Below are 18276 nucleotides of genomic sequence, written 5' to 3'. Positions count from 1 at the left end.
CCGACGGCTTGCTTGGTGCTCGCGGTCGATGGGTTTCGTGACCGGCCACCCTCGGCGGGCTGGCGCCAGCCTCGGCGGGCTGGCGCCAGGTCGGCGCGCGGTCACTCTACCCATCCTACGCCTTGCCCCTTGCCCCTTGCCCCTTGCCCCTGACAACCGACAACTGATAACTGATAACTGATAACTGATAACTGATAACTGATAACTGAATAATGAAAAACCCCCTCTCCCAACTCAACACCATCCAGATCGGCAAGCCGGGCCGGGTGCTGGTGCTGCACAGCGATGGCTATCGCCTGACGGCGGCCCTGGTGCAGACCGGGGTGACCGGCGCGACCATTCGTGCCCGCGCGCTGTCGCTCGCCATCGATCCGCAGGTCGCCGTGGCGGAGGCGCTGGAGGGGCTTCGCGCGCGCGGGGTGCGGCGACTGCCGAAAAAGGCTGTGCTGATGAGCGCCTCGGCGGTCACGGCCCTGCTGGATCTGCCGGTGGACCCGGAACATCCGCGCCCGCGCGAGCAGATGCACGAACTGGTGCGCTGGGAGCTGGAGAGTCTCTTCAGCGAGCAGAATCTGTTCTGGACCATCGGCGCGCCGCTGATGGGGCGCGGTTATCTGACCCCGGAACAGCGCTCCGCCGTCGCCGAGCGGCAGGCGCTGCAGGCGCTGGATGCGGAGGCGCTCCCCAAAGAGGCGGGACCGCGCGTCAAGGCGCGGTTCGGCGACGTGGCGGTCGAGGCCGAACTGGTCACCCGCGATCAGGTCGAGGAGTGCGTGGAACTGCGCGATCAATTGTTCCGCGCCGACGATCAACTGGTGTGCGGCTGGGTGGGTCAGAGCCGTCCGCTGGAAGAGGATTCCGACGACGACGAGGAGGACGCGCGGGGCTTCTCCTGGCTGGCGCTCGCGGTGCCGGAGAGTCTGCGCCGCGCCTGGGTCAAGGCATGTCAGCGCCAGGGGATCTTCCTGGACACGGCCTATGCCATCCTGGGCGCCGGCTTCGTCACCCTGGAGGCGTCGCCGGGGGCGGAGACGCTCTATCTGGAGGTACACCCGGAACAGTTCGCGGTGATGCGCGGACGCCCCGGCGCGCTACGCAGTCTGCGCGTGGGCAATACCCGTAACGGTCGCCTGCCGCCGGAGGACGCGGCCGGGCTGTGCCGCGAGGAACTGACCCCGGAGATCCGCCAGATCCATCTGCGCGCCCCGGAGGATCAGGCGGCGGAACTATCCGAGGCGCTCGCCGACCTGCTGGGCCTGGAGGTGGTGCGGGCCGGCGACGACGCGGCGCTGTCCGAACCCGAATCCGCGCCCGTGTCGCTGGACAAGGGCGCCCGGCGGTTCTGGCGCGCGCGCGCGGCGGACACGGCCAGCGCCCGGCCGGCGGCCGCGCCGGAAACCCCGCCGCGCGATGCGATCGCCGACGAGATCCTGGCGGTGGCGCGTCATGTGCTGGGCACGGTGCCGCGCGCGGCGCTGGCCTCGGTGGCGGCGCAGCCGGCGCGCGCGCCGCTGTGGAAGCGCCGCGATCTGCTGCCCTACGCGGCGGCGGCGGCGGTGCTGATGGCGGTGCTGGCCAACGATGTGCGCATGCGCGTCGCGATTTGGGACAACGACCGCGAGCTGGAGCGGCTGGATGCGCTCTACGAGGAGCAACTGGAGCAGAAGCGGACCGCCAACGAGATCCTGGCCGAGGCCAACCGGCTACAGGCCGAGATCGCCGCCGCCGAGCGCGTGATCGCCGACCTGACCGGCAAGGTGACCGCGATGGAGCGGCTGGCGGCGCGGCGCGAACGGCTGCCCAGGGTGCTGGAACAGATCGCCGCCGCCTGCGGCGACGAGCTGTATCTGCATGAAATCAAGCTGCCGCCGACTCCGGGGGCGCTGGTGCAACTGCGGGGCTGGGCGCTGAACAGCACCGCCGCGCAGCTCTTCGTCACCAATCTGAACAATACCCTGGGGGAACTCAAGGGAACGGTGCGCAACTCGCGCATCGTCGCGGGGCCAGGGCCGCGCGCCATCTCCGGCTACCAGATCGAGGTGTTGCTGGCCTTCGGGGAGAGCGGGACATGAAGCTGAAACAGACCTGGCAGGCACTCCCCCCGGCGGACCGACTGCGCTGGCTGGCGATCGGCACCGCCATCGCGGTGGGGCTCTACGGGCTGCTGATCTTCCCCTTCGCGAACCGGGAGCTGACCAAGTCCACCGCGCTGGTCGCGCGGCGTACCGACCGCATCGAGAAGCGCGCTCAGGTGCCCCAGGTCGATGTCGGCACCGCGGCCGCGCTGCAAGGCAAGCTCCCCAAGATCGTCAAGCAGAAGGAGGCGCTCGAAGCCCGTTACGGGGAACTCGCCGGACGCTTCACGCCGGGCGACACCCCCGGCGCGCATCAGCTGCTGCTGCTGGAACTCAACACCCTGGCGGAGTCGAGCGGCATCCAACTGCTCAAGCAGGGCGACGAGAGCGACGGGCGCCGGGGTTTGACCCCGCTCAGGGATCAGGAATCCGGGCGGCCCTATATGCGGGTGCAGGGCGCGGGCGATTACTGGGGTCTGCTCGCCTTTCTGCGGGGACTGGGCAACCTGAACTATGCGAGCGCGCCGCTGGGCGTGGAACTGCGCACCGAGGGCGAACCCAAGGCCCAGCAGAGCATGCTGAACATCAGCATCGACGTGACCCTGTGAGCGGCGCCATGTCTGTGACGGCACTGGAGCCCGTGGGGCTGAATCTCGATGCGCTGCTCGCCGCGGGCGTGTCGCTCGGGGCCTCGGACCTGCATCTGACCGTCGGCAGCCGCCCGAGCTACCGGATTCTCGGCGAACTGGCGCCGGCGCCGCCCGAACTGGGCGAGGCACTGGTCGGGCACGACGCCATGGAGCGGCTGGCGGCGCGCCTCGCCACCGAGCGCCAGCGCGAGGATCTGGCGCAGACCGGCCATCTGGATCTGGGCTATGGCGCGCCGGACGGCGAGCGGTTCCGGCTCAATCTCTTCCGCGAGCAGGGTCACCTGGCGCTCGCCGCCCGTCATCTGGACCAGGGGCTGCTGTCGCTCGACCGGCTGGGCCTGCCCCCACAACTGGAAGAGGTGGGGCGGCTGAACGCCGGGCTGGTACTGGTGACCGGGGCGACCGGCAGCGGCAAGTCGACCACGCTCGCGACCCTGCTGGATCGGATCAACGAGACCCGCGCCGCGCACATCCTGACGGTGGAGGATCCGGTGGAGTTCGTCCATCGTCCCAAACGCTGCGTGGTGCATCACCGCGAGCTGGGGCGGGACGTGGCGAGTTTCGCGGCGGCGGTGCAGGCGTCGCTACGCGAGGATCCGGACGTCATCATGATCGGCGAGATGCGCGACCTGGACACCATGCGCGCGGCCATCACGGCGGCGGAGACCGGACATCTGGTGTTCTCGACCCTGCACACCGCCGAGGCGGTGGGCTGCGTCGAGCGGCTGGTCGGGAGTTTTCCCGGCGGCGAGCAGGACGTGGCGCGCCACCGCATCGGCATGTCGTTGAAGGCGGTGATCGCCCAGCGACTGCTGCGACGCTCCAGCGGACGCGGACGGGTGGCGGCGGTGGAGATCCTGATGGTCAACCCGGCCGCGGCCAATCTGATCGAGCAGGGCAAGACGCGCCAGCTCTTCTCGCTGATCGAGAGCAGCGCGGCCGAGGGCATGCGCACCATGGATCAGTCGCTCGCGGAACTGGTCCATCGGGGCATCCTCAGTCGCGCCGAGGCGCTGGTGCATTGCAAGGACGCGCAGACCCTGGAGCGTCAGATCGAACGCGCCGCCCGGCTGGTCGAGCAGGCGGCGCTGGCCGAGCAGACCGCGGCCAAGCGCGGCGGACTGCTGCCGCGCCCGCGGAGACAGCCCTGATGGCGGTCACCGAGGCGTCCCTGATCGAGGCCGGCATCGCCGCCGGACTGGTCGATCCCGAGACCCTGCCGACCCTGCGCCTGCAAGCACGGCGCGAGCGTATCCGGCTGCTGGAGGCGGTGACGCGCGCCGGGCGTTTCCCGGAGGCGGCGCTTTATCAGGCACTGGCACGCCAGCGCGGCATGATCTTTCTGCTGCCGAAGGATCTGGTGGCGGTGCCGGAACTCCTGGAAAAGCTGCCGGACAACGTCCTGCAACGCCGCCCCATGCTGCCGGTGCGCCGCGACGGGGAATTGCTGCTGGCGCTCGGCGACCCGGATGATCGGCTGAGTCCGGAGATCGCCGAGCGCGCCACCGGCGAGCGTCTGCGCCCGGCGCTGGCCGCGCCGGAGGCGCTGCGCGCGGCGCTGCGCCGCCAGCGCGGCGGCGGGCCGCTGCTGGCGACGCCGGAGGCGAGCGGGCAAGACGCCACCGGGCTGCTCGACACCCTGATGAAGGATGCCTATCTGCGCCGCGCGACCGATCTGCACTTCGAGCCCGAGCAGTACGCGGTGCGGGTGCGCGAGCGCGTCGACGGCCATCTGCTGGAGTATCCGCGCCCGCTGACCCTGCAAGAGGGCGAGGCGGTGGTGACCCGTATCAAGGTGCTCGCCAACCTGGACATCGGCGAACAGCGCCTGCCCCAGGACGGCTCCATGAGCTATCGCCTGTCGCAGTGGGACACCCCGCCAATGGATGTGCGCGTGGCCACCGCGCCGACCCGCTGGGGCGAGCGGGTGACCATGCGTCTGCTCGGGGCGGGCACCACCGGGCTGAATCTGGAGCGGCTCGGCATGCCGCCGCCGATCCTCGGTCCCTTCCGCGAGGCGATCAACCGGCCCTACGGCATCATTCTGGTGACCGGCCCCACCGGCAGCGGCAAGTCGACCACGCTCTACGCGGCGCTGCGCGAGCTGGACGCGGACGATCTCAACATCCTGACGGTGGAGGATCCCATCGAGCAGGTGGTGGCGGGGATCTCGCAGGTGCAGGTGAGCACCAAGGTGGATTTCGCGCTGGCGCTGCGCTCCTTTCTGCGTCATGACCCGGACGTGATCCTGGTCGGCGAGGTGCGCGACCTGGAGACCGCCGAAACGGCGATGAAGGCGGCCATGACCGGGCATCTGGTGCTGGCGACCCTGCACACCAACGACGCGGTCGGGGCGGTGACGCGCCTGGCCGACATCGGGGTGCCCTACTATCTGATCGGCGCGACCCTGATCGGGGTGATGGCGCAGCGGCTGGTGCGCCGGCTGTGCCAGCAGTGCCGGGAGCCCTATACGCCGGACGCCGACGAGCGCCGGCGGCTCGGCGGCACGCTGCCGGAGGAGCTGACGCTCTATCGCCCGGTCGGCTGTCCGGCCTGTCTGGGCACCGGCTTCGCGGGACGGGTCGGGCTCTACGAGGCGCTGTGGGTGGACCGCCCGCTCGGCGAGCTGATCGCGACCGGCGCGCGCGAGGATCTGATCCGCCAGACGGCGACGGACCGCTACTACACCCTCTGGCAGGACGGGTGCTCCAAGGTGCTGGAAGGCGCGGTAACGCTCGCCGAAGTGGAGCGGCTGGTGCCGCCGGACGCGCGTTGAGATGCCGGTCTTCGAATATCTGGCGCTGGATGCCAGCGGCGCCGAGCGGGTCGGACACATCGAGGCCGCAGACGAGCGCACGGCGGCGCTGCAACTGCGCGAGGCCAAGATCTTCGCGCTCTCGATCCGCGATCCGCAGGCCGCCGGGCGCGACGAGAGCGGGGTCAGCCGCTTCGCGCCCAAGCGCTATCTGAGCACCAGCCAGGGCGATCTGGTGTTTCTGTTCCGCCAGCTCGCGCTGATGCTGCGCGCCGGACATACGGTGGTGCAGGCGCTGGAGGCGAACCGCGAGATGGCGGTGAAATTCCAGTTGCGCAAGGCGCTCGGGCGGATGCGCGACCTGATCGAGGACGGCGGCAGCCTGTCGCGCGCGCTGGCGGCGGAGAAGCAGGTGTTTCCGCCGATGGTGTCCAAGCTGATCGAGGCCGGGGAAAAGAGCGGCGAGATCGACGACATCCTGGAGCGTCTGGCCGACGACATCGAGCGGCGGGTGGACATCAAGCGTCAGCTCATGACGGCGCTGACCTATCCGAGCCTGGTGTTCCTGGTGGCGGTGGGGGTGTCGGCGGCGCTGGTCGGCTGGGTCATCCCGCGCTTCGCGGTGTTTCTCGGCGCGCGCGGGGTGGAACTGCCGCCGGTGACGCAGTTCCTGATGGATCTGGCGGGCTGGTTCCAGGATTGGGGCGCGATCTTCGGCGGCGGCGTGGGGCTTTTCATCTTCGCGGCGCTGGCGTCCTACACGACCAAGGGCGGCAAGCGGGTCATCGACGGTCTGATGCTGAAGATCCCGGTGGTGGGCGGCACCCTGCGCTCGGCGTCGCTGGGTCAGGCGGCCTCGATGCTGGCGATGCAGTTGCGCAGCGGCATCACGCTGTTGCAGAGCCTCTCGATCGCCGCCGGGGTGATCGGCAATCAAGCCTTTGCCGATGCCTTCGAGCAGGCCGGCGAGCGCATCCTGGGCGGGCAGCCGCTGTCGATCGCGCTGCGGGCGAAGGTGATGCCGCCGCTGGTGCGGCACATGGCCGCCATCGGCGAGCGCAGCGGCGAGCTGGAGGCGGTGATGCAGTCGCTGGCCGATTACTACCGCAAGGACTTGCAGGCGCGCGTCAAGGTGATGGCGGCCTGGGTCGAGCCGGTGATGATTCTGATCGTGGGCGGCATGGTGGGGACGGTGTATCTGGCCTTCTTCCAGGCGGCGCTGAAGGTCTCGACGAAATAGTGCAGGAGTTAAACGTTCGCATGCAGCTTCATGAGGTCCAGCGCGCGCGCCGCCGCGCGCGCGTTCTGCCGTCCGCGGCGGCGATCCTGGCGGTCCTGCTGGCCGCGCCCCAGTGGAGCGGTGTCCGGGCGCAGACGGCCGACCGGCCCGGTTATCGCGGCGACGCGCGCAATCCCTTCGATCTGACGGCGCCCATCCTCAAGCGCTTCAGCGACAGCGAGGCCAAGGTAGGCTTCCAGAATGCCGAGGGCAACGCCCCGGCGCCCAAGATGAAGCTGAAGGGCATGGTGATGCTCCAGAACGGCAACAAGGCGGCGCTGCTGGAGGTGCAGGGGGTGGGCACGCATGTGGTGCGCGAGGGCGACACCATCGGTATCAACGTGGCCTCTCCGAACGCGGTGATCCGGGTCAAGCGCATCGACCGGATGCAGATCGAGGTCGAGGTCGGCTCCATGCGGCAGGTCATTCTTGTTCGGTGAGAGGGGCAGGGAGCAAGGGGCAAGGGGCAAGGGGCAATGGGGAGATCGCTTAGGGGGCGTCATCCATGATCGGAACATCTGTGAGGCATCCCTCAGAAATCCCGAAGGATCAGGGTTGGCGGTTTATCGCTACCGCGAAACCGCGCCCGCTCCGACACTGCCATTCAGTGAAGCCGTTCGTGGTGAGGCCCTCGAACCACGAACGGCTTCACTGAATGACGGTGCCCCGCTCCGAGGGTCGCGGAGGCGGCCGTTGGCCGAGCCAATCCAACAAACAATACCGCGCGGGGCGCGGTTCAGGACAACCGGAATCCATGAGACATCTGCTTTTTTTCATTGCCTGTCTGAGCCTGTGCGCGGTCGCTCCGGCGCACTCCGCGGCGAGCGACGTGACCATGCCGCTGCGCGAGATCGAGTTCAGCGATGCCAGCGTGCAGGACGCGATCCGCGTCATCGCCGAGCAGACCGGCGTCAACATCGTGGCGACGCGGGAGGCCGGAGGGCGGCGCTTCACCCTCTTTTTGCGCGCGCTCACGGTGCGCGAGGCGATCGACAGCATCGCCCGGGTGGCGGGTCTCTGGTACCGCTTCAACGACAAGACCGGGGTCTATCTGGTGATGACCACGGAAGAGTACTTCCGGGACATCACCGTCTTTCGCGAGGAAAAGACCGAGGTCTTCACGCTCAAGTTTCAGAATGTGCTGAAGGTGGCGAACACCGTCCAGGCCATGTTCGGCGAGGATCGGGTGAGTCTCGACGTGGACAACTCGAACGACGATCTGGATCTGCCAGGCGCCACCCTGAACGCGGAGTTTTCCAACTCGACGAGCGGGCGCGGGCGCGGCGGCTCGCGCGGGCGGAATACCAGCCAGGGGCGGGGCTCCGGGCGCAAGGCTTCCGTCGACGAAACCCTGCAAGGCATGACTCAGGATCAGATTCAGCGGCTTGAGCAAACCAAGCTGGCCCCCGGTGAGGATCCGCTGATGCTCTCCGAGGAGACGATCATCAAGGTGCGCAAACAGGAAAGCCAGTCGCCTATCTACCTGGCGATCAACCGCGAGCACAACCAGTTGTTCGCGCGCACCTCTGACGAGCAGGCGATGGTCGAGATCCGTCGCCTGGTCGCCGAGTCCGACCGCCCGACGCCGCAGGTGCTGCTGGAGATGAAGGTGCTCTCGGTGACCCTGGACGACGAGTTTCAGTACGCCTTCGATTTCAGCTTCGGGAGCGAGGTGAAACTCACCGGGCCCAACGACGGACAGCCGCCGAATCCGCTCTCGCCGGAATCAGCGCTTGGCTCGGAGGGAACGATCGGATCGGTCAATAGTTCGCTCATGGCAGGCAGTACCTTCGTTTTTCAGGCGATGAACGACAAGGTGCGCGCGCGCCTGCAGCTGATGGAGCGCGACGGACGGGTGAACATCCTGGCCACGCCCCTGCTGCTGGCGGCCAATAACCGCCCGGCTAAGATCTTTATCGGCGAGCAGGCGGTGCTGACCACGGGCTTCACGGCCCAGACCTCGACCTCGGCGGGCTCGGGGGGCGTCGGCAACACCTTCATCACGACGCCGGTTCCCGAGACGGAGACGGTGGAGGTCGGCAACACCCTGACCATCCTGCCCAGCATCAACGCCGACCGCACGGTGGTGATGCGGATGCTCCAGGAGGCATCGCGAATCAAAACCGACGGCGGCATGATCCCGGTCGTGGCCGGTGGCGCGGTGACCCAGGTCGCCATCGATACGGTCGACATCTCGACCATGGAGGGCACGGCGATGGCCAAGGACGGGCTGGCGGTGGTAGTGGGCGGCATGATCACCGAAACCACGTCCAATGGCGAGCGCAAGGTACCGGTGCTCGGCGACGTGCCCATGCTGGGCGCGCTCTTCAAGCAGGTGGATCGCACCAAAAAGCGCGAGCAGCTCATCCTGCTGATCACGCCGCACGTCTTCAGCACGCCCGAGGAGGCGGAGGCGGTGTCGCGGCATCGGCTGGGGGATGTGGCGCGGACGCCGAGCGAGATCGATGTCTATCTCGACCGGCTGGAGCGCACCCGCTCGCGCAACGCGCGCGGCCGGGTCGACAACGCGGCGATCCGCGCCGCCGCGCCCGAGCCGATCGCGCCGCGCTCGGCGCGCGAGCCCGCCTATCTCGCCCTGACCCGCTTCGCGGCCGAGCGCATCCGTTCGCCGCGCCTGTTGCAGCGCGCGCATGCCAATGTGGAGAACGTGCAACTGACCAACAACCGTCCCTTCCATCTGGTCGCCGACGCGACGGTGGAGGCGACGCCCAAGCGCGGCTGGCGCGACGGCGGGCTCTTTGTGACGGCCGTGGTGGCGCGCAACCGCGGGACGCTCACCAATACCCTGGACGAACGGCGCTTCAAGGGCCAGTGGCTCGCGGCGGCGGCGCAGACCCCGACGCTCGCGCCGGGCGAGCGAACCCATGTCTTTCTGATTTCCGACCGGCCGTTTCATGAGGTGGCGGTGCCGTGATCGCGAACTGGTCTTCGTTCCCTCCCCTTTGGATCTGGAGCCTGAAGCCGTTCATGGTTCGACCCTCAGGACTCAGAACGAACGGAAAATCCTCGAACTTGGAGCCTGAAGCCGTTCGTGGTGAGGCACTCGAACCACGAACGGCTTCAGGCGGGGCGAACGCGATGCGCTGGTTCGGACAGCATTTGAATGACACGAAATAATGGAGAGGATTCGATGAGAGGTTGCATTCCCGGTGGGAGACTGTGCGGGGCGGTCGGGGCGTTGTCGGCGTTGCTGCTGCTGGCGGGTTGCGCGACGCCGCTGCCGGCTGGCGAGGATCCCGACTCGACCCGCTACACCGATCCCACCGTTGCTCAGGCGCTGGAGCGGGAGGGCTATTACGTGGCGCTGGGCGACGGCATGACGCTGCCGGAACGGGTGTTTATCTACACCAGCGGCGAGGCCGCGCGCTAACCGGGCAGGGAGGCAGTCATGGGCGAATCCGATACCTTCGCGCCGGGGAGCGCGCCGGTCCCCGTCCTCCCTCTGCCCTGGCTGCCCTATGGCGAGGACGACATGAGTTTCATGCGCCTGGATCAGGCGGATCGCGCGGCCCTGCTGTTTTTTCTCGAATCGCTGTGAGACTGGAGTCACTATGACACGAAACGCCGACTATCCCGCCGCCTTGCCGAGCCTGTCGGCCCTGACGCTGACGGCGCTGCTGCTGACGCCCGGCACGCCAACCGCCGCCGACAGCGCCGCGCCGACGGAATCCCAGGTGCTGGCCACGTTCTCGCTGACCGGCGTGCGTCCGACGCTGTCGGACCTGGCGAACGCCGGGGCGAACCTGACCGGGGCCGTGCGGGCGCTCTGCGAGCGGCCGGACGCCGCCGGCCTGGAGCGGGCACGCGCCGCCTGGCGCACGGCCTATCTTGCCTGGCGCCGCGCCGAACCCTTTCAGTTCGGCGCCCTGAAGGCGTTGGAGCTGGGCAAACGGATCGGCAAGGAACCGGCGAATACCACGGTCTTGGACGGGGCGGTGACATCGCCCGAGCTGGGCCATCTGTTGCGCTCCCCTGACGCGCGCGGCTATGCGGCGGCCGAGTTTCTGCTGTTCGTCCCCGGCGATGCGCGGACGGCGACCCGCGACCAGCGCTGTGCCCATCTGACCGACACCACCGCCGAGATCGCCGATCTGACCGCGCTCGCGCTCGCGGTCTGGCGGCAGGAGAGCGAGTCCGGTTTTCGCGCCGCCGGCGACGGCGCGCCCTTCCTACTGCCGGGCGATGCCCTCAGCCTGCCGATCGCCGAGGCACTGAACGTCACCGAGCGGATGCTACGCGATCGCATCGGCCCGGCGAGCGGTTTTTTCGAGGGACCGGCCGACCCCGAGCGACTGGAAGCCTGGCACAGCGGCACCTCGCGCGAGGCTTTGCGGGCGAGCCTGGAGGGACTGCGCCTGCTGATGCTGGGCGACGGCGCGACCGGAGTCGCGGCCCTGGTCGCGACCCGTGACGGCGTGCTGTCCCGCAAGGATCCCAAGCTGGCCGCCCGACTCGAACGCCGGTTTGCCAAGTCCATCGCGGAGCTGGATGACACCGGGCGTCCGCTGCACGAAGAACTGCGCGACCAGCCCAACCGGCTCAAGCGTCTCTATCGCGAGGTCGAGCGTCTGCAGAAAGACATCGAGGAAGTCACCCTGGTGCTGGAGTTGGATGTGCTGCCGACCAATATGCAGCCGGCTTTTTAGGGGCAAGGGATAAGGGATCAGGTAATTTGAAGCCGTTCGTGGTGAGGCCCTCGAACCAACCTGAAGCCGTTCGTGGTGAGGTTCTCTAACCATGAACGGCTTCACGCGCCGAGGTTCCGGATTTCCCGCGCGTCCCATTCGACGGACCTGTCCTTGCAGCGAGCGGACTCGGGACGAACGGAATCACGGTCAGGTTTTTTCGGAAATGACCTGATGCGCCGGGTCCGACTTGACCCCAAGGATGTTTACACCGCGTCCGTCACCGCTTCAGCGGCGGGGCCAAACGCTCTTTCACGCTTGATCGACTGGAGTTTTCCTGCATGATTCGTCGCCACCCGCCTTCGGGCGTTCCGACCGGTTTGGTCTGGCTCGCGCTCGCGGGCGCGCTCGCCGCGGCCGGCTGCTCCGATCCCACCGCGCCCATCGCACCGGCCAAGCCGCAAGCGGTGTTGAGCGCGCTCGTGAATCAGGGCGCAGTCCCGACCATGACCCGGCTCGCCAAAGAAGGGAAGACGCTCGACGAAACCGTCCGCCAGCTTTGTCGCCACCCCGCGGACGTAGAGCTGGAGCGGGCGCGGGATGCCTGGCGGTCGACCTATCTCGCCTGGCGCGCCGCCGCGCCCTATCTGTTCGGACTGGCCGACGAGGTGACCATGAAACGCCGACTCGGGAGCTGGCCGGTGAACGCCGTCGTGCTGGATCACGCGGTGGCCTCCGACAAGTTCGGTCACATGCGCGGGGCGGACGACCTGCGCGGCTATGCCGCCGTCGAGTACCTGCTGTTCCTCCCGGTCGAGGCCGGGGCGGCGACCGCCGACCAGCGCTGCGCCCATCTCACCGACCTGACCCGCGAGATCATGGATCTGACCGCCGGGGTCAGCCAGCGCTAGGCCGGGGATTACGGGCGCGCCTTCGCCGACGCCGGCGCGCCCGGCTCGCCCATCCCCAGCCAGAAAGAGGCGCTCGCCGTGATCTTCGCCGAGGGACTCAACGTCACCGAGCGTCTGCTCTGGGAGCGCATCGGTGTACCGAGCGGCTTCTTTCGCGGCGAGTCCAGTCTCAAGCTGGAGATGATCGAGGCACCCCACGCCGGGATCGCGCGCGCGGGTCTGCGCGAGACCCTGGAGTCGCTGCACCGGCTGGCGGCCGGCGCCGAGGGACAACCGGGGCTGGCCGCCCTGATCGCCGGTCTGGAGCCCGAACGCGCCGCGGACATGATCAGCCGCGGCGAGCGCGCCCTGGCCGAGTTGGAACCGGACACGGCGGAAGCGGCGGAGACGCTGTCCGCCACCCTGCACCGCGAGCCGTCCCGGCTCAAGGGAGTCTACCGTCAGGTCCAGGCGCTGCAGGACCAGATCGCCGGCACCGGCGAGACCCTGGCGCTGCCGATCCAGACCCATCAGGACGGAGACTGAGATGCGCGATCCGCTCGACCGTCGCCGCCGGCGGCTACTCGCCGGTCTGGGTCTGGCCGCGCTGCCGCTGCCGCGCCTGGGCTGGACGAAGAGCGCCGAGGCGCTACCCGAGGGGCGGCTGGTCTCCGCCTTCTACGCCGGCAAAGGCGAGGCGCGCCGCGACTGGCTGGTCTGGAGCGAGCCCGCCGGGACGCGCGGCGGACGGCTCGAACTGCCGCTGCGCGGTCACGGGCTCTGCCGCCACCCCGGCAAGCCGGATCACGTCGTCTGCTTCGCGCGGCGGCCGGGCGACCGCCTGTGGGAGATCGACCTGAAGCGCGGCGCCATCACCGCCGACGTACCCGCCGACGAGGGGCATTACTTCTTCGGCCATGGCGTCTTCAGTCACGACGGGACGCGCCTCTATACCACCGAGAACCGCTACCGCGACAGCACCGGCCTGGTGCGGGTGCGCGACGCCCAGGACTACCGCGTGCTGGATGAGATGCCGAGCGGCGGCATCGGCCCGCACGACGTGCGCCTGCTCTCCGACGGGCGCACCCTAGCGGTCGCCAACGGTGGCATCGAGACCCACCCCGACCTGCGTCGGCGCAAGCTCAACCTCGCCACCATGGATCCCAGCCTGGCCTATCTCGACAGCGCCAGCGGCCGGATTCTGGAGCAGCATCGCCTGCCCCACCACCAGCTCAGCATCCGTCACCTCGGCGTCGGCGCCAGCGGCACCGCCCTGGTCACCTGCCCCAAGAGCAACCTCGTCACCCTCTGGAACCTGACCGAAGCCCGCCTCATCGCCAGCTATGACATCCGTCAGCCCTACGGTGCCGCCCTCGCCTGCGACGGCGCCTACCTCATCACCGGCGCCACCGGCGAGGTCCACCGCCTGATCCCCGGCGGCACTCCGGAACGCATCCACACCGCCACCGGCGTCTGGGACAACCACCTCCTGTGGCTCGACCCGACCCAGGCTGCGCGGGATGGCGTGGCGTAGCGTCACTGCCATTAAGTTAAGCCGTTCGTGGTGAGTCCTGAGCCCGTCGAAGAGTCGAACCATGAACGGCTTAACTTTCAGGCGCCCAGGATTTTCCGTTCGCCCTGAGCTTGTCGAAGGGCGAACGGAAAATCCTTAACTTATTGCAGTGTGGCGTAGCGTGGGTAGAGCGAAGCGAAACCCACGGGGGGTGACGGGTAAAAGAGGCTTTTGTCATTCACCATCTTGATCCAGGAAAACTGCATGCTCAAGAAACTGTTGCTGGTCGTGGCCCTGATCATCGTCGTCGGAGGCGGTTACCTGCTCTATGAAGGGCGTATCCTGGAGCGGAACTCCACGCTTTCCGATCAGGTGTCGGGGCTTGCTTACCGGACGGGGCTCGATGGCGCGCTCGGCTCGCTACGCGAGCTGATGGCGAAGGCCAGCGCGTTCATTTCAAACCGTGGATTCGAGAGACAGTCAGAGCGTACCTATCGCGAGAGATGGTGCCAGCGCGGGGATCGCACGGCCTGCACGGAGCTTTGCGATCAATTTGGCGACCTGTTCGCCTGTGAGAGGTTTAAGCGGCGCGAATAAGCGGCTGCTCGATGCGACCAACGCCGTTTTCGTCAGCGCCGCCAGCGCCTAGGAAATCGCGACCAAACCCTTCCAAGTCGCACTGACGGATCAGCCCGAGTAGGCTGGGATGAACGAGAGTGAACCCTAGCATCCAGGTTCGACATCACGCCGAGGTTCGCGCTCCAGCCGACGGACTCAGGCGGCCAGCGGTTGAATCCGTGACAACTCATCGCCCCGAGCGCGCAGCACTTCCTCAGTGTCGTAATCGGCCTGTAAGGACAGCCAGAAGCCCGACGTCGTACCCAAGGCACGGGAAAAACGCAACGCGGTGTCGGCGGTGATGGCCCGCTTCCCGGCGCAGATTTCGCTGATCCGCATCGCCGGAATGCCGATCTGTTTTACCAGGCGGTATTGGCTGATGCCCATCGGTTCCAGGAATTCCTCGCGGAGCACCTCGCCGGGGTGGATATTCTTGATCCTGTCCATGCCGTTGCCTCAATGGTAGTCGCAAATCTCAACGCGGTCGGCGTTGCCGTTGTTCCACACGAAAGCGAACTGTGCCTGCTCCATTGGTCGCAACCTACGGATCACGGACTCATGGACCCCAGCGCGGCGGGCCGCGTCCATGCCGCCTAGGCGGTGTCCACCTCTTCGTCGGCATCCTCCTTGATCCAGGGACGGGCTTGGCCATATAAACGAGAATGCTTTACACTTATATGATCATATTCTTCGACATGAGGGCAGGCTCTTGGCACGCATCGGCATTTTTTCGGTACTACCACCGGTCAAACGCGCAAGGTCGCAAAACTGATCAAGAAACGCTTCGACGACGAGACCATGGACGCACCGGTCAACATCAACCGGGTTTCGGCGGAGCAGTTCTGCTTCTATTCCCACCTGATCCTTGGCACGCCCACCATGGGCGAGGGCCAGCTCCCTGGCCTTGGCGCGGCGTGCAGCGAGGAGAGTTGGGAAGAGGCCCTAGATCGCTTCGCGGAGGTCGACCTGACCGGGAAGACCGTCGCGCTCTTCGGGCTCGGAGACCAGGTCGGGTATCCCATGGAGTTCGTCGACGGACTGCGTGACCTGTACGACTTCATCGTCGAGCGCGGCACCACAGTGGTGGGGGCCTGGCCCACGACAGGTTACGACTTCGAGGCGTCCAGGGCGGTCAACGACGAGGAGACGCATTTCGTCGGCCTCGCACTCGATCAGGACAACCAGGCCGACCAGACGGCCGAGCGCCTGGAGGCGTGGCTCGCGCTCATCGCGCCCGAGTTTTCACTGAGCCTCTAAGCTGGAGACCATGGCCATGACCGAGGTCATCGACGCACAACAACTGGTAGCGCGAACTCTCGGCCTGCTGTCCCGCGCGGCGATCCAGGGTGTCTGCAGTAGCAGCCGCGCCGCCCCTTGGGACGGCCAAGCACGACCATCACGTCGGGCGCGATCGGGCCGGCGACGCGCCGGTCCGCCACCGGATACCAGAACAGATCTCCGGCCACGAAGACATTCGGCTCCGCGGCGAACAGGATCTCCAGGTTCTCCTTGATCTTGACCAGCCAGTCATACTGCTCGGCGTTCTCCGCCATCGGCTGGCCATCGCTCTCCGGGTAGGGGGCGTCGGGGTCGTAATGCGGCAGCGGATGCATGGGTTGCTCCTCTGCGTCCGGGTTAACTGCGCAAAGCATACACCAAGCCAGTCAGCGCGCACGGACTGCCTTGAGACGCATTGGCGGAGGCTGACGGCCAGAAGCTGGCACGCCTTCAATCAAGATAAAATACCAGCTTAATAGACGTGGTTTTAATTGCCGTCGTCGATGCGGATGCCGATACTTACCGTCGATCAGGTCGAAATACATCAGCATCGGGATGCATTGCTCATGGGAAACGAGAAAAAAATCGATCCTCGCGCTCAGACCAATAACGCGGAGACGACACTGCCGCGCTCTGCCGTCACTCCGACAGCGGGCGACACGCTATCCGGTCGGAACTCGCCCCTCGGTCAGGCCGCCAGGGGGGCGGGTATCCCCCCCGTCGGCGGACGAGACGCCCAACTCGCGCATGATCGGGATAGCCGCAAAGATGAGCGGGGCTGGCCAGCCGCCGCCCGTGGCAATGACGCGGCTCCGGGTTACGAAAGCCGCGATCTGCTCAGACGGCTGACGGAGCAGGCGACCCAGATCAATACCCTCAAGTCCAGTGTGGAGCAACAGAGGGCCGATATCCGAAAAACCGAGTCGTCGCTCATGACACGCCTTGCCGGCGTCGATGAGGACCGGCGGCTGACCGCGAGTCAGTCCCAGAAAACCTGGCAGAGCAATCGCGAGGAGATCGACGGCAGCTTGAGGCGTCAGGGTACGATGACGGCGATTGGCTTTCTCCTCTTTGGGGTTCTGGTCGCGGTTGCCATGGCCTTTTTATATTCCAGGTTCGAGAATGGCCGGAAGGCTGCGGTCGACGAAATTGCCGAACTCCGACAAGCGATTCAACAGGTCCAGGTCAAGCTCCCGGACAACGTCGCACAGAACCAACTGACCCAAGAAAAGCTGTTGAATCTATCCCTTGCGATCAAATCAATGTCCAAGACGCTGGATAGCCTCGGCGAGGCTGCGCCGGTATCGGAAGCGAGCGGTAAGGAGCCTGCGGACTCTGGCTCCAGCACGGACGCAACTCAACAGGAAGCGAAAGCGAAAGCCGATGCGGAAATGATCGCAAAAGCCGAAGCGGATGCGCGGGCCGCGAAAGAGAAGGCCGAGGCGGATGCGCGGCAAGCGAAAGCCGAAGCTGACTCCCGACCGCTCCAGGCCCATGAGCCAACGCCTCCACGCGAACCATCGCGAGCGAGTGAATCCGCGCCGACACCGAATGAAAAAGCTCCTGATACTCCCTTGGTTTCAAACGCTGCCGAATCTGCTGCGGAGCCGGTTTCAGGGAACATCCGTGTTGGCGAAACGCCCTATTCGCTGCAGTTGATCGGTTTCTTTTCGCTCGAAAAACTCCTGAGTTACACGCGCATCGCCCCACTTCCATCCAGGGTGTATTACAAGCAGGAAACCTATCGGGGCCGTCCCTGGTTCGCCCTCATTCACAGCCTGCATGCCAGCCGCGAATCGGCAAACGCGGCGATCTCCGACCTTCCCGCCGAATTGGCCAAGTTGGACCTCTGGGTTCGTCAGCTTGATCCCAACTCAAGTTTGACGCCATTGAAGGCGGATTCCGATTGACAGGAAATCGACTTGTCTCGATCCGGCGAACAGATCAATCGTCATGCCGCCGCCCGCGCCCCCGGCGGCGCTCGGGCTTGATGCGTCGCTCCAGCCGAAAGTCGCGCCGCTGGCTCTTGTTCCGGCGCGGGCTGCCATCGTCGCGACGGTCGAACGTCGAGCGACGCTCAGGCCCCCGATATCCGGGATCGCCGGGGCATTCCTCGATCACCCGGTAACGCTTCCGCGCGTTCCGACTCGATGGCGCGACGACGAGGTAGCGGTACTCCCGGCCGCAGCGCAGCCGCACCTCTTTCTTCCTGCCAGGCAAGAGGCGGATATTGACTTCGATATCCCCGTAGCCGTCATGCGCGATGATCTCCTGATAGAGCGCGACGAAGGTCTTGAAAAACGAAAGGCTTGGATCGCTCATGTAGTCCGGTTGCCGGTTGTCTTCGATTCGACCTGGAGGTGGCGACTCGCGTCGCCTCGCGGGCGCTCTGCCAGGCCGAGGAGCGGGCAAGCGCCGTGCGACCAGCCGCGCCTCCCGGCGCGGCGCGATACCGCGAAGCAGCGTACTGGCGGCGGTTACTGCCATAGGGTCAGGGTATATTAACGCGAATGATTCGTGATATTCTACTGGCTGTCAAGATTTGAACCGGGCCGATGGAGCCTCCGCACCG

General features: G+C 66.9%; 18 protein-coding genes and 1 pseudogene. 16 read left to right on the top strand and 3 right to left on the bottom strand.

The window, feature by feature from the left end:
* The first annotated feature begins 212 nt into the window (after positions 1 to 212).
* The 14 genes from THIVI_RS00910 (at position 213) to THIVI_RS00850 (ending at position 14405) form a co-directional block, all read left to right on the top strand.
* Complete coding sequence (locus THIVI_RS00910; RefSeq protein ID WP_014776767.1) at positions 213 to 2072, top strand: hypothetical protein; 1860 nt, start codon at positions 213 to 215, stop codon at positions 2070 to 2072.
* Complete coding sequence (locus tag THIVI_RS00905; protein WP_014776766.1) at positions 2069 to 2683, top strand: hypothetical protein; 615 nt, start codon at positions 2069 to 2071, stop codon at positions 2681 to 2683. Before THIVI_RS00910 ends, THIVI_RS00905 begins: the two co-directional genes overlap by 4 nt.
* An 8-nt stretch (positions 2684 to 2691) precedes the next feature.
* Positions 2692 to 3876, top strand: coding sequence for a type IV pilus twitching motility protein PilT (locus THIVI_RS00900; protein WP_014776765.1), 1185 nt, complete (start codon positions 2692 to 2694; stop codon positions 3874 to 3876).
* Positions 3876 to 5501: a GspE/PulE family protein gene (locus tag THIVI_RS00895; protein ID WP_014776764.1), complete on the top strand. Its 1626-nt coding sequence runs from the start codon at positions 3876 to 3878 to the stop codon at positions 5499 to 5501. The genes THIVI_RS00900 and THIVI_RS00895 overlap by 1 nt, the downstream gene beginning before the upstream one ends.
* Before the next feature lies 1 nt (position 5502).
* On the top strand, positions 5503 to 6720 hold the full coding sequence (locus THIVI_RS00890) for a type II secretion system F family protein (protein ID WP_014776763.1): 1218 nt from the start codon (positions 5503 to 5505) through the stop codon (positions 6718 to 6720).
* A 20-nt stretch (positions 6721 to 6740) separates the two neighbouring features.
* Entirely contained in the window at positions 6741 to 7199 is a 459-nt protein-coding gene (locus THIVI_RS00885; protein ID WP_014776762.1) for a hypothetical protein, read from the top strand.
* Between the two features lie 314 nt (positions 7200 to 7513).
* Entirely contained in the window at positions 7514 to 9694 is a 2181-nt protein-coding gene (locus THIVI_RS00880; RefSeq protein WP_014776761.1) for a DUF3438 family protein, read from the top strand.
* Between the two features lie 216 nt (positions 9695 to 9910).
* Positions 9911 to 10150, top strand: coding sequence for a hypothetical protein (locus THIVI_RS00875; protein ID WP_014776760.1), 240 nt, complete (start codon positions 9911 to 9913; stop codon positions 10148 to 10150).
* An 18-nt stretch (positions 10151 to 10168) separates the two neighbouring features.
* Positions 10169 to 10318, top strand: coding sequence for a hypothetical protein (locus THIVI_RS24370; RefSeq protein ID WP_014776759.1), 150 nt, complete (start codon positions 10169 to 10171; stop codon positions 10316 to 10318).
* Positions 10319 to 10331: 13 nt separating this feature from the next.
* Positions 10332 to 11426: an imelysin family protein gene (locus THIVI_RS00870; protein WP_014776758.1), complete on the top strand. Its 1095-nt coding sequence runs from the start codon at positions 10332 to 10334 to the stop codon at positions 11424 to 11426.
* A gap of 320 nt (positions 11427 to 11746) precedes the next feature.
* Positions 11747 to 12316 (top strand): imelysin family protein, encoded by a 570-nt coding sequence (locus tag THIVI_RS00865; protein ID WP_083845652.1) that lies wholly within the window; start codon positions 11747 to 11749, stop codon positions 12314 to 12316.
* Between the two features lie 78 nt (positions 12317 to 12394).
* On the top strand, positions 12395 to 12841 hold the full coding sequence (locus tag THIVI_RS00860) for a hypothetical protein (RefSeq protein WP_041446756.1): 447 nt from the start codon (positions 12395 to 12397) through the stop codon (positions 12839 to 12841).
* Between the two features lies 1 nt (position 12842).
* Positions 12843 to 13829: a DUF1513 domain-containing protein gene (locus THIVI_RS00855; protein ID WP_014776757.1), complete on the top strand. Its 987-nt coding sequence runs from the start codon at positions 12843 to 12845 to the stop codon at positions 13827 to 13829.
* 243 nt (positions 13830 to 14072) lie between these two features.
* A complete protein-coding gene (locus tag THIVI_RS00850) occupies positions 14073 to 14405 on the top strand; it encodes a hypothetical protein (RefSeq protein ID WP_014776756.1) in 333 nt (110 codons plus the stop codon).
* 177 nt (positions 14406 to 14582) lie between these two features.
* Here THIVI_RS00850 and THIVI_RS00845 read toward each other — a convergent pair whose 3' ends face one another.
* A complete protein-coding gene (locus THIVI_RS00845) occupies positions 14583 to 14873 on the bottom strand; it encodes a HigA family addiction module antitoxin (protein ID WP_014776755.1) in 291 nt (96 codons plus the stop codon).
* A 321-nt stretch (positions 14874 to 15194) separates the two neighbouring features.
* Between THIVI_RS00845 and THIVI_RS00840 the strand changes: the two genes are divergently transcribed.
* Positions 15195 to 15683 (top strand): flavodoxin, encoded by a 489-nt coding sequence (locus THIVI_RS00840; protein WP_052314928.1) that lies wholly within the window; start codon positions 15195 to 15197, stop codon positions 15681 to 15683.
* A gap of 98 nt (positions 15684 to 15781) precedes the next feature.
* Here THIVI_RS00840 and THIVI_RS00835 read toward each other — a convergent pair.
* A pseudogene (locus THIVI_RS00835) lies at positions 15782 to 16039 on the bottom strand (Uma2 family endonuclease); the annotation flags it as partial.
* Positions 16040 to 16270: 231 nt separating this feature from the next.
* On the opposite strand from THIVI_RS00835, the gene THIVI_RS00830 reads away from it, so the two are divergent.
* Complete coding sequence (locus tag THIVI_RS00830; RefSeq protein ID WP_014776753.1) at positions 16271 to 17614, top strand: SPOR domain-containing protein; 1344 nt, start codon at positions 16271 to 16273, stop codon at positions 17612 to 17614.
* A gap of 34 nt (positions 17615 to 17648) precedes the next feature.
* Here the strand turns inward: THIVI_RS00830 and THIVI_RS00825 are convergent, their stop codons facing one another.
* Positions 17649 to 18026: a hypothetical protein gene (locus THIVI_RS00825; RefSeq protein ID WP_014776752.1), complete on the bottom strand. Its 378-nt coding sequence runs from the start codon at positions 18024 to 18026 to the stop codon at positions 17649 to 17651.
* Between the last annotated feature and the right edge of the window lie 250 nt (positions 18027 to 18276).

Origin of the sequence: Thiocystis violascens DSM 198, assembly GCF_000227745.2 — a bacterium.
In the GTDB taxonomy this organism is placed as follows: domain Bacteria; phylum Pseudomonadota; class Gammaproteobacteria; order Chromatiales; family Chromatiaceae; genus Chromatium; species Chromatium violascens.
The sequence above is the reverse complement of the archived record's forward strand: the minus strand, read 5'-3'. Positions and strand labels throughout refer to the sequence as shown.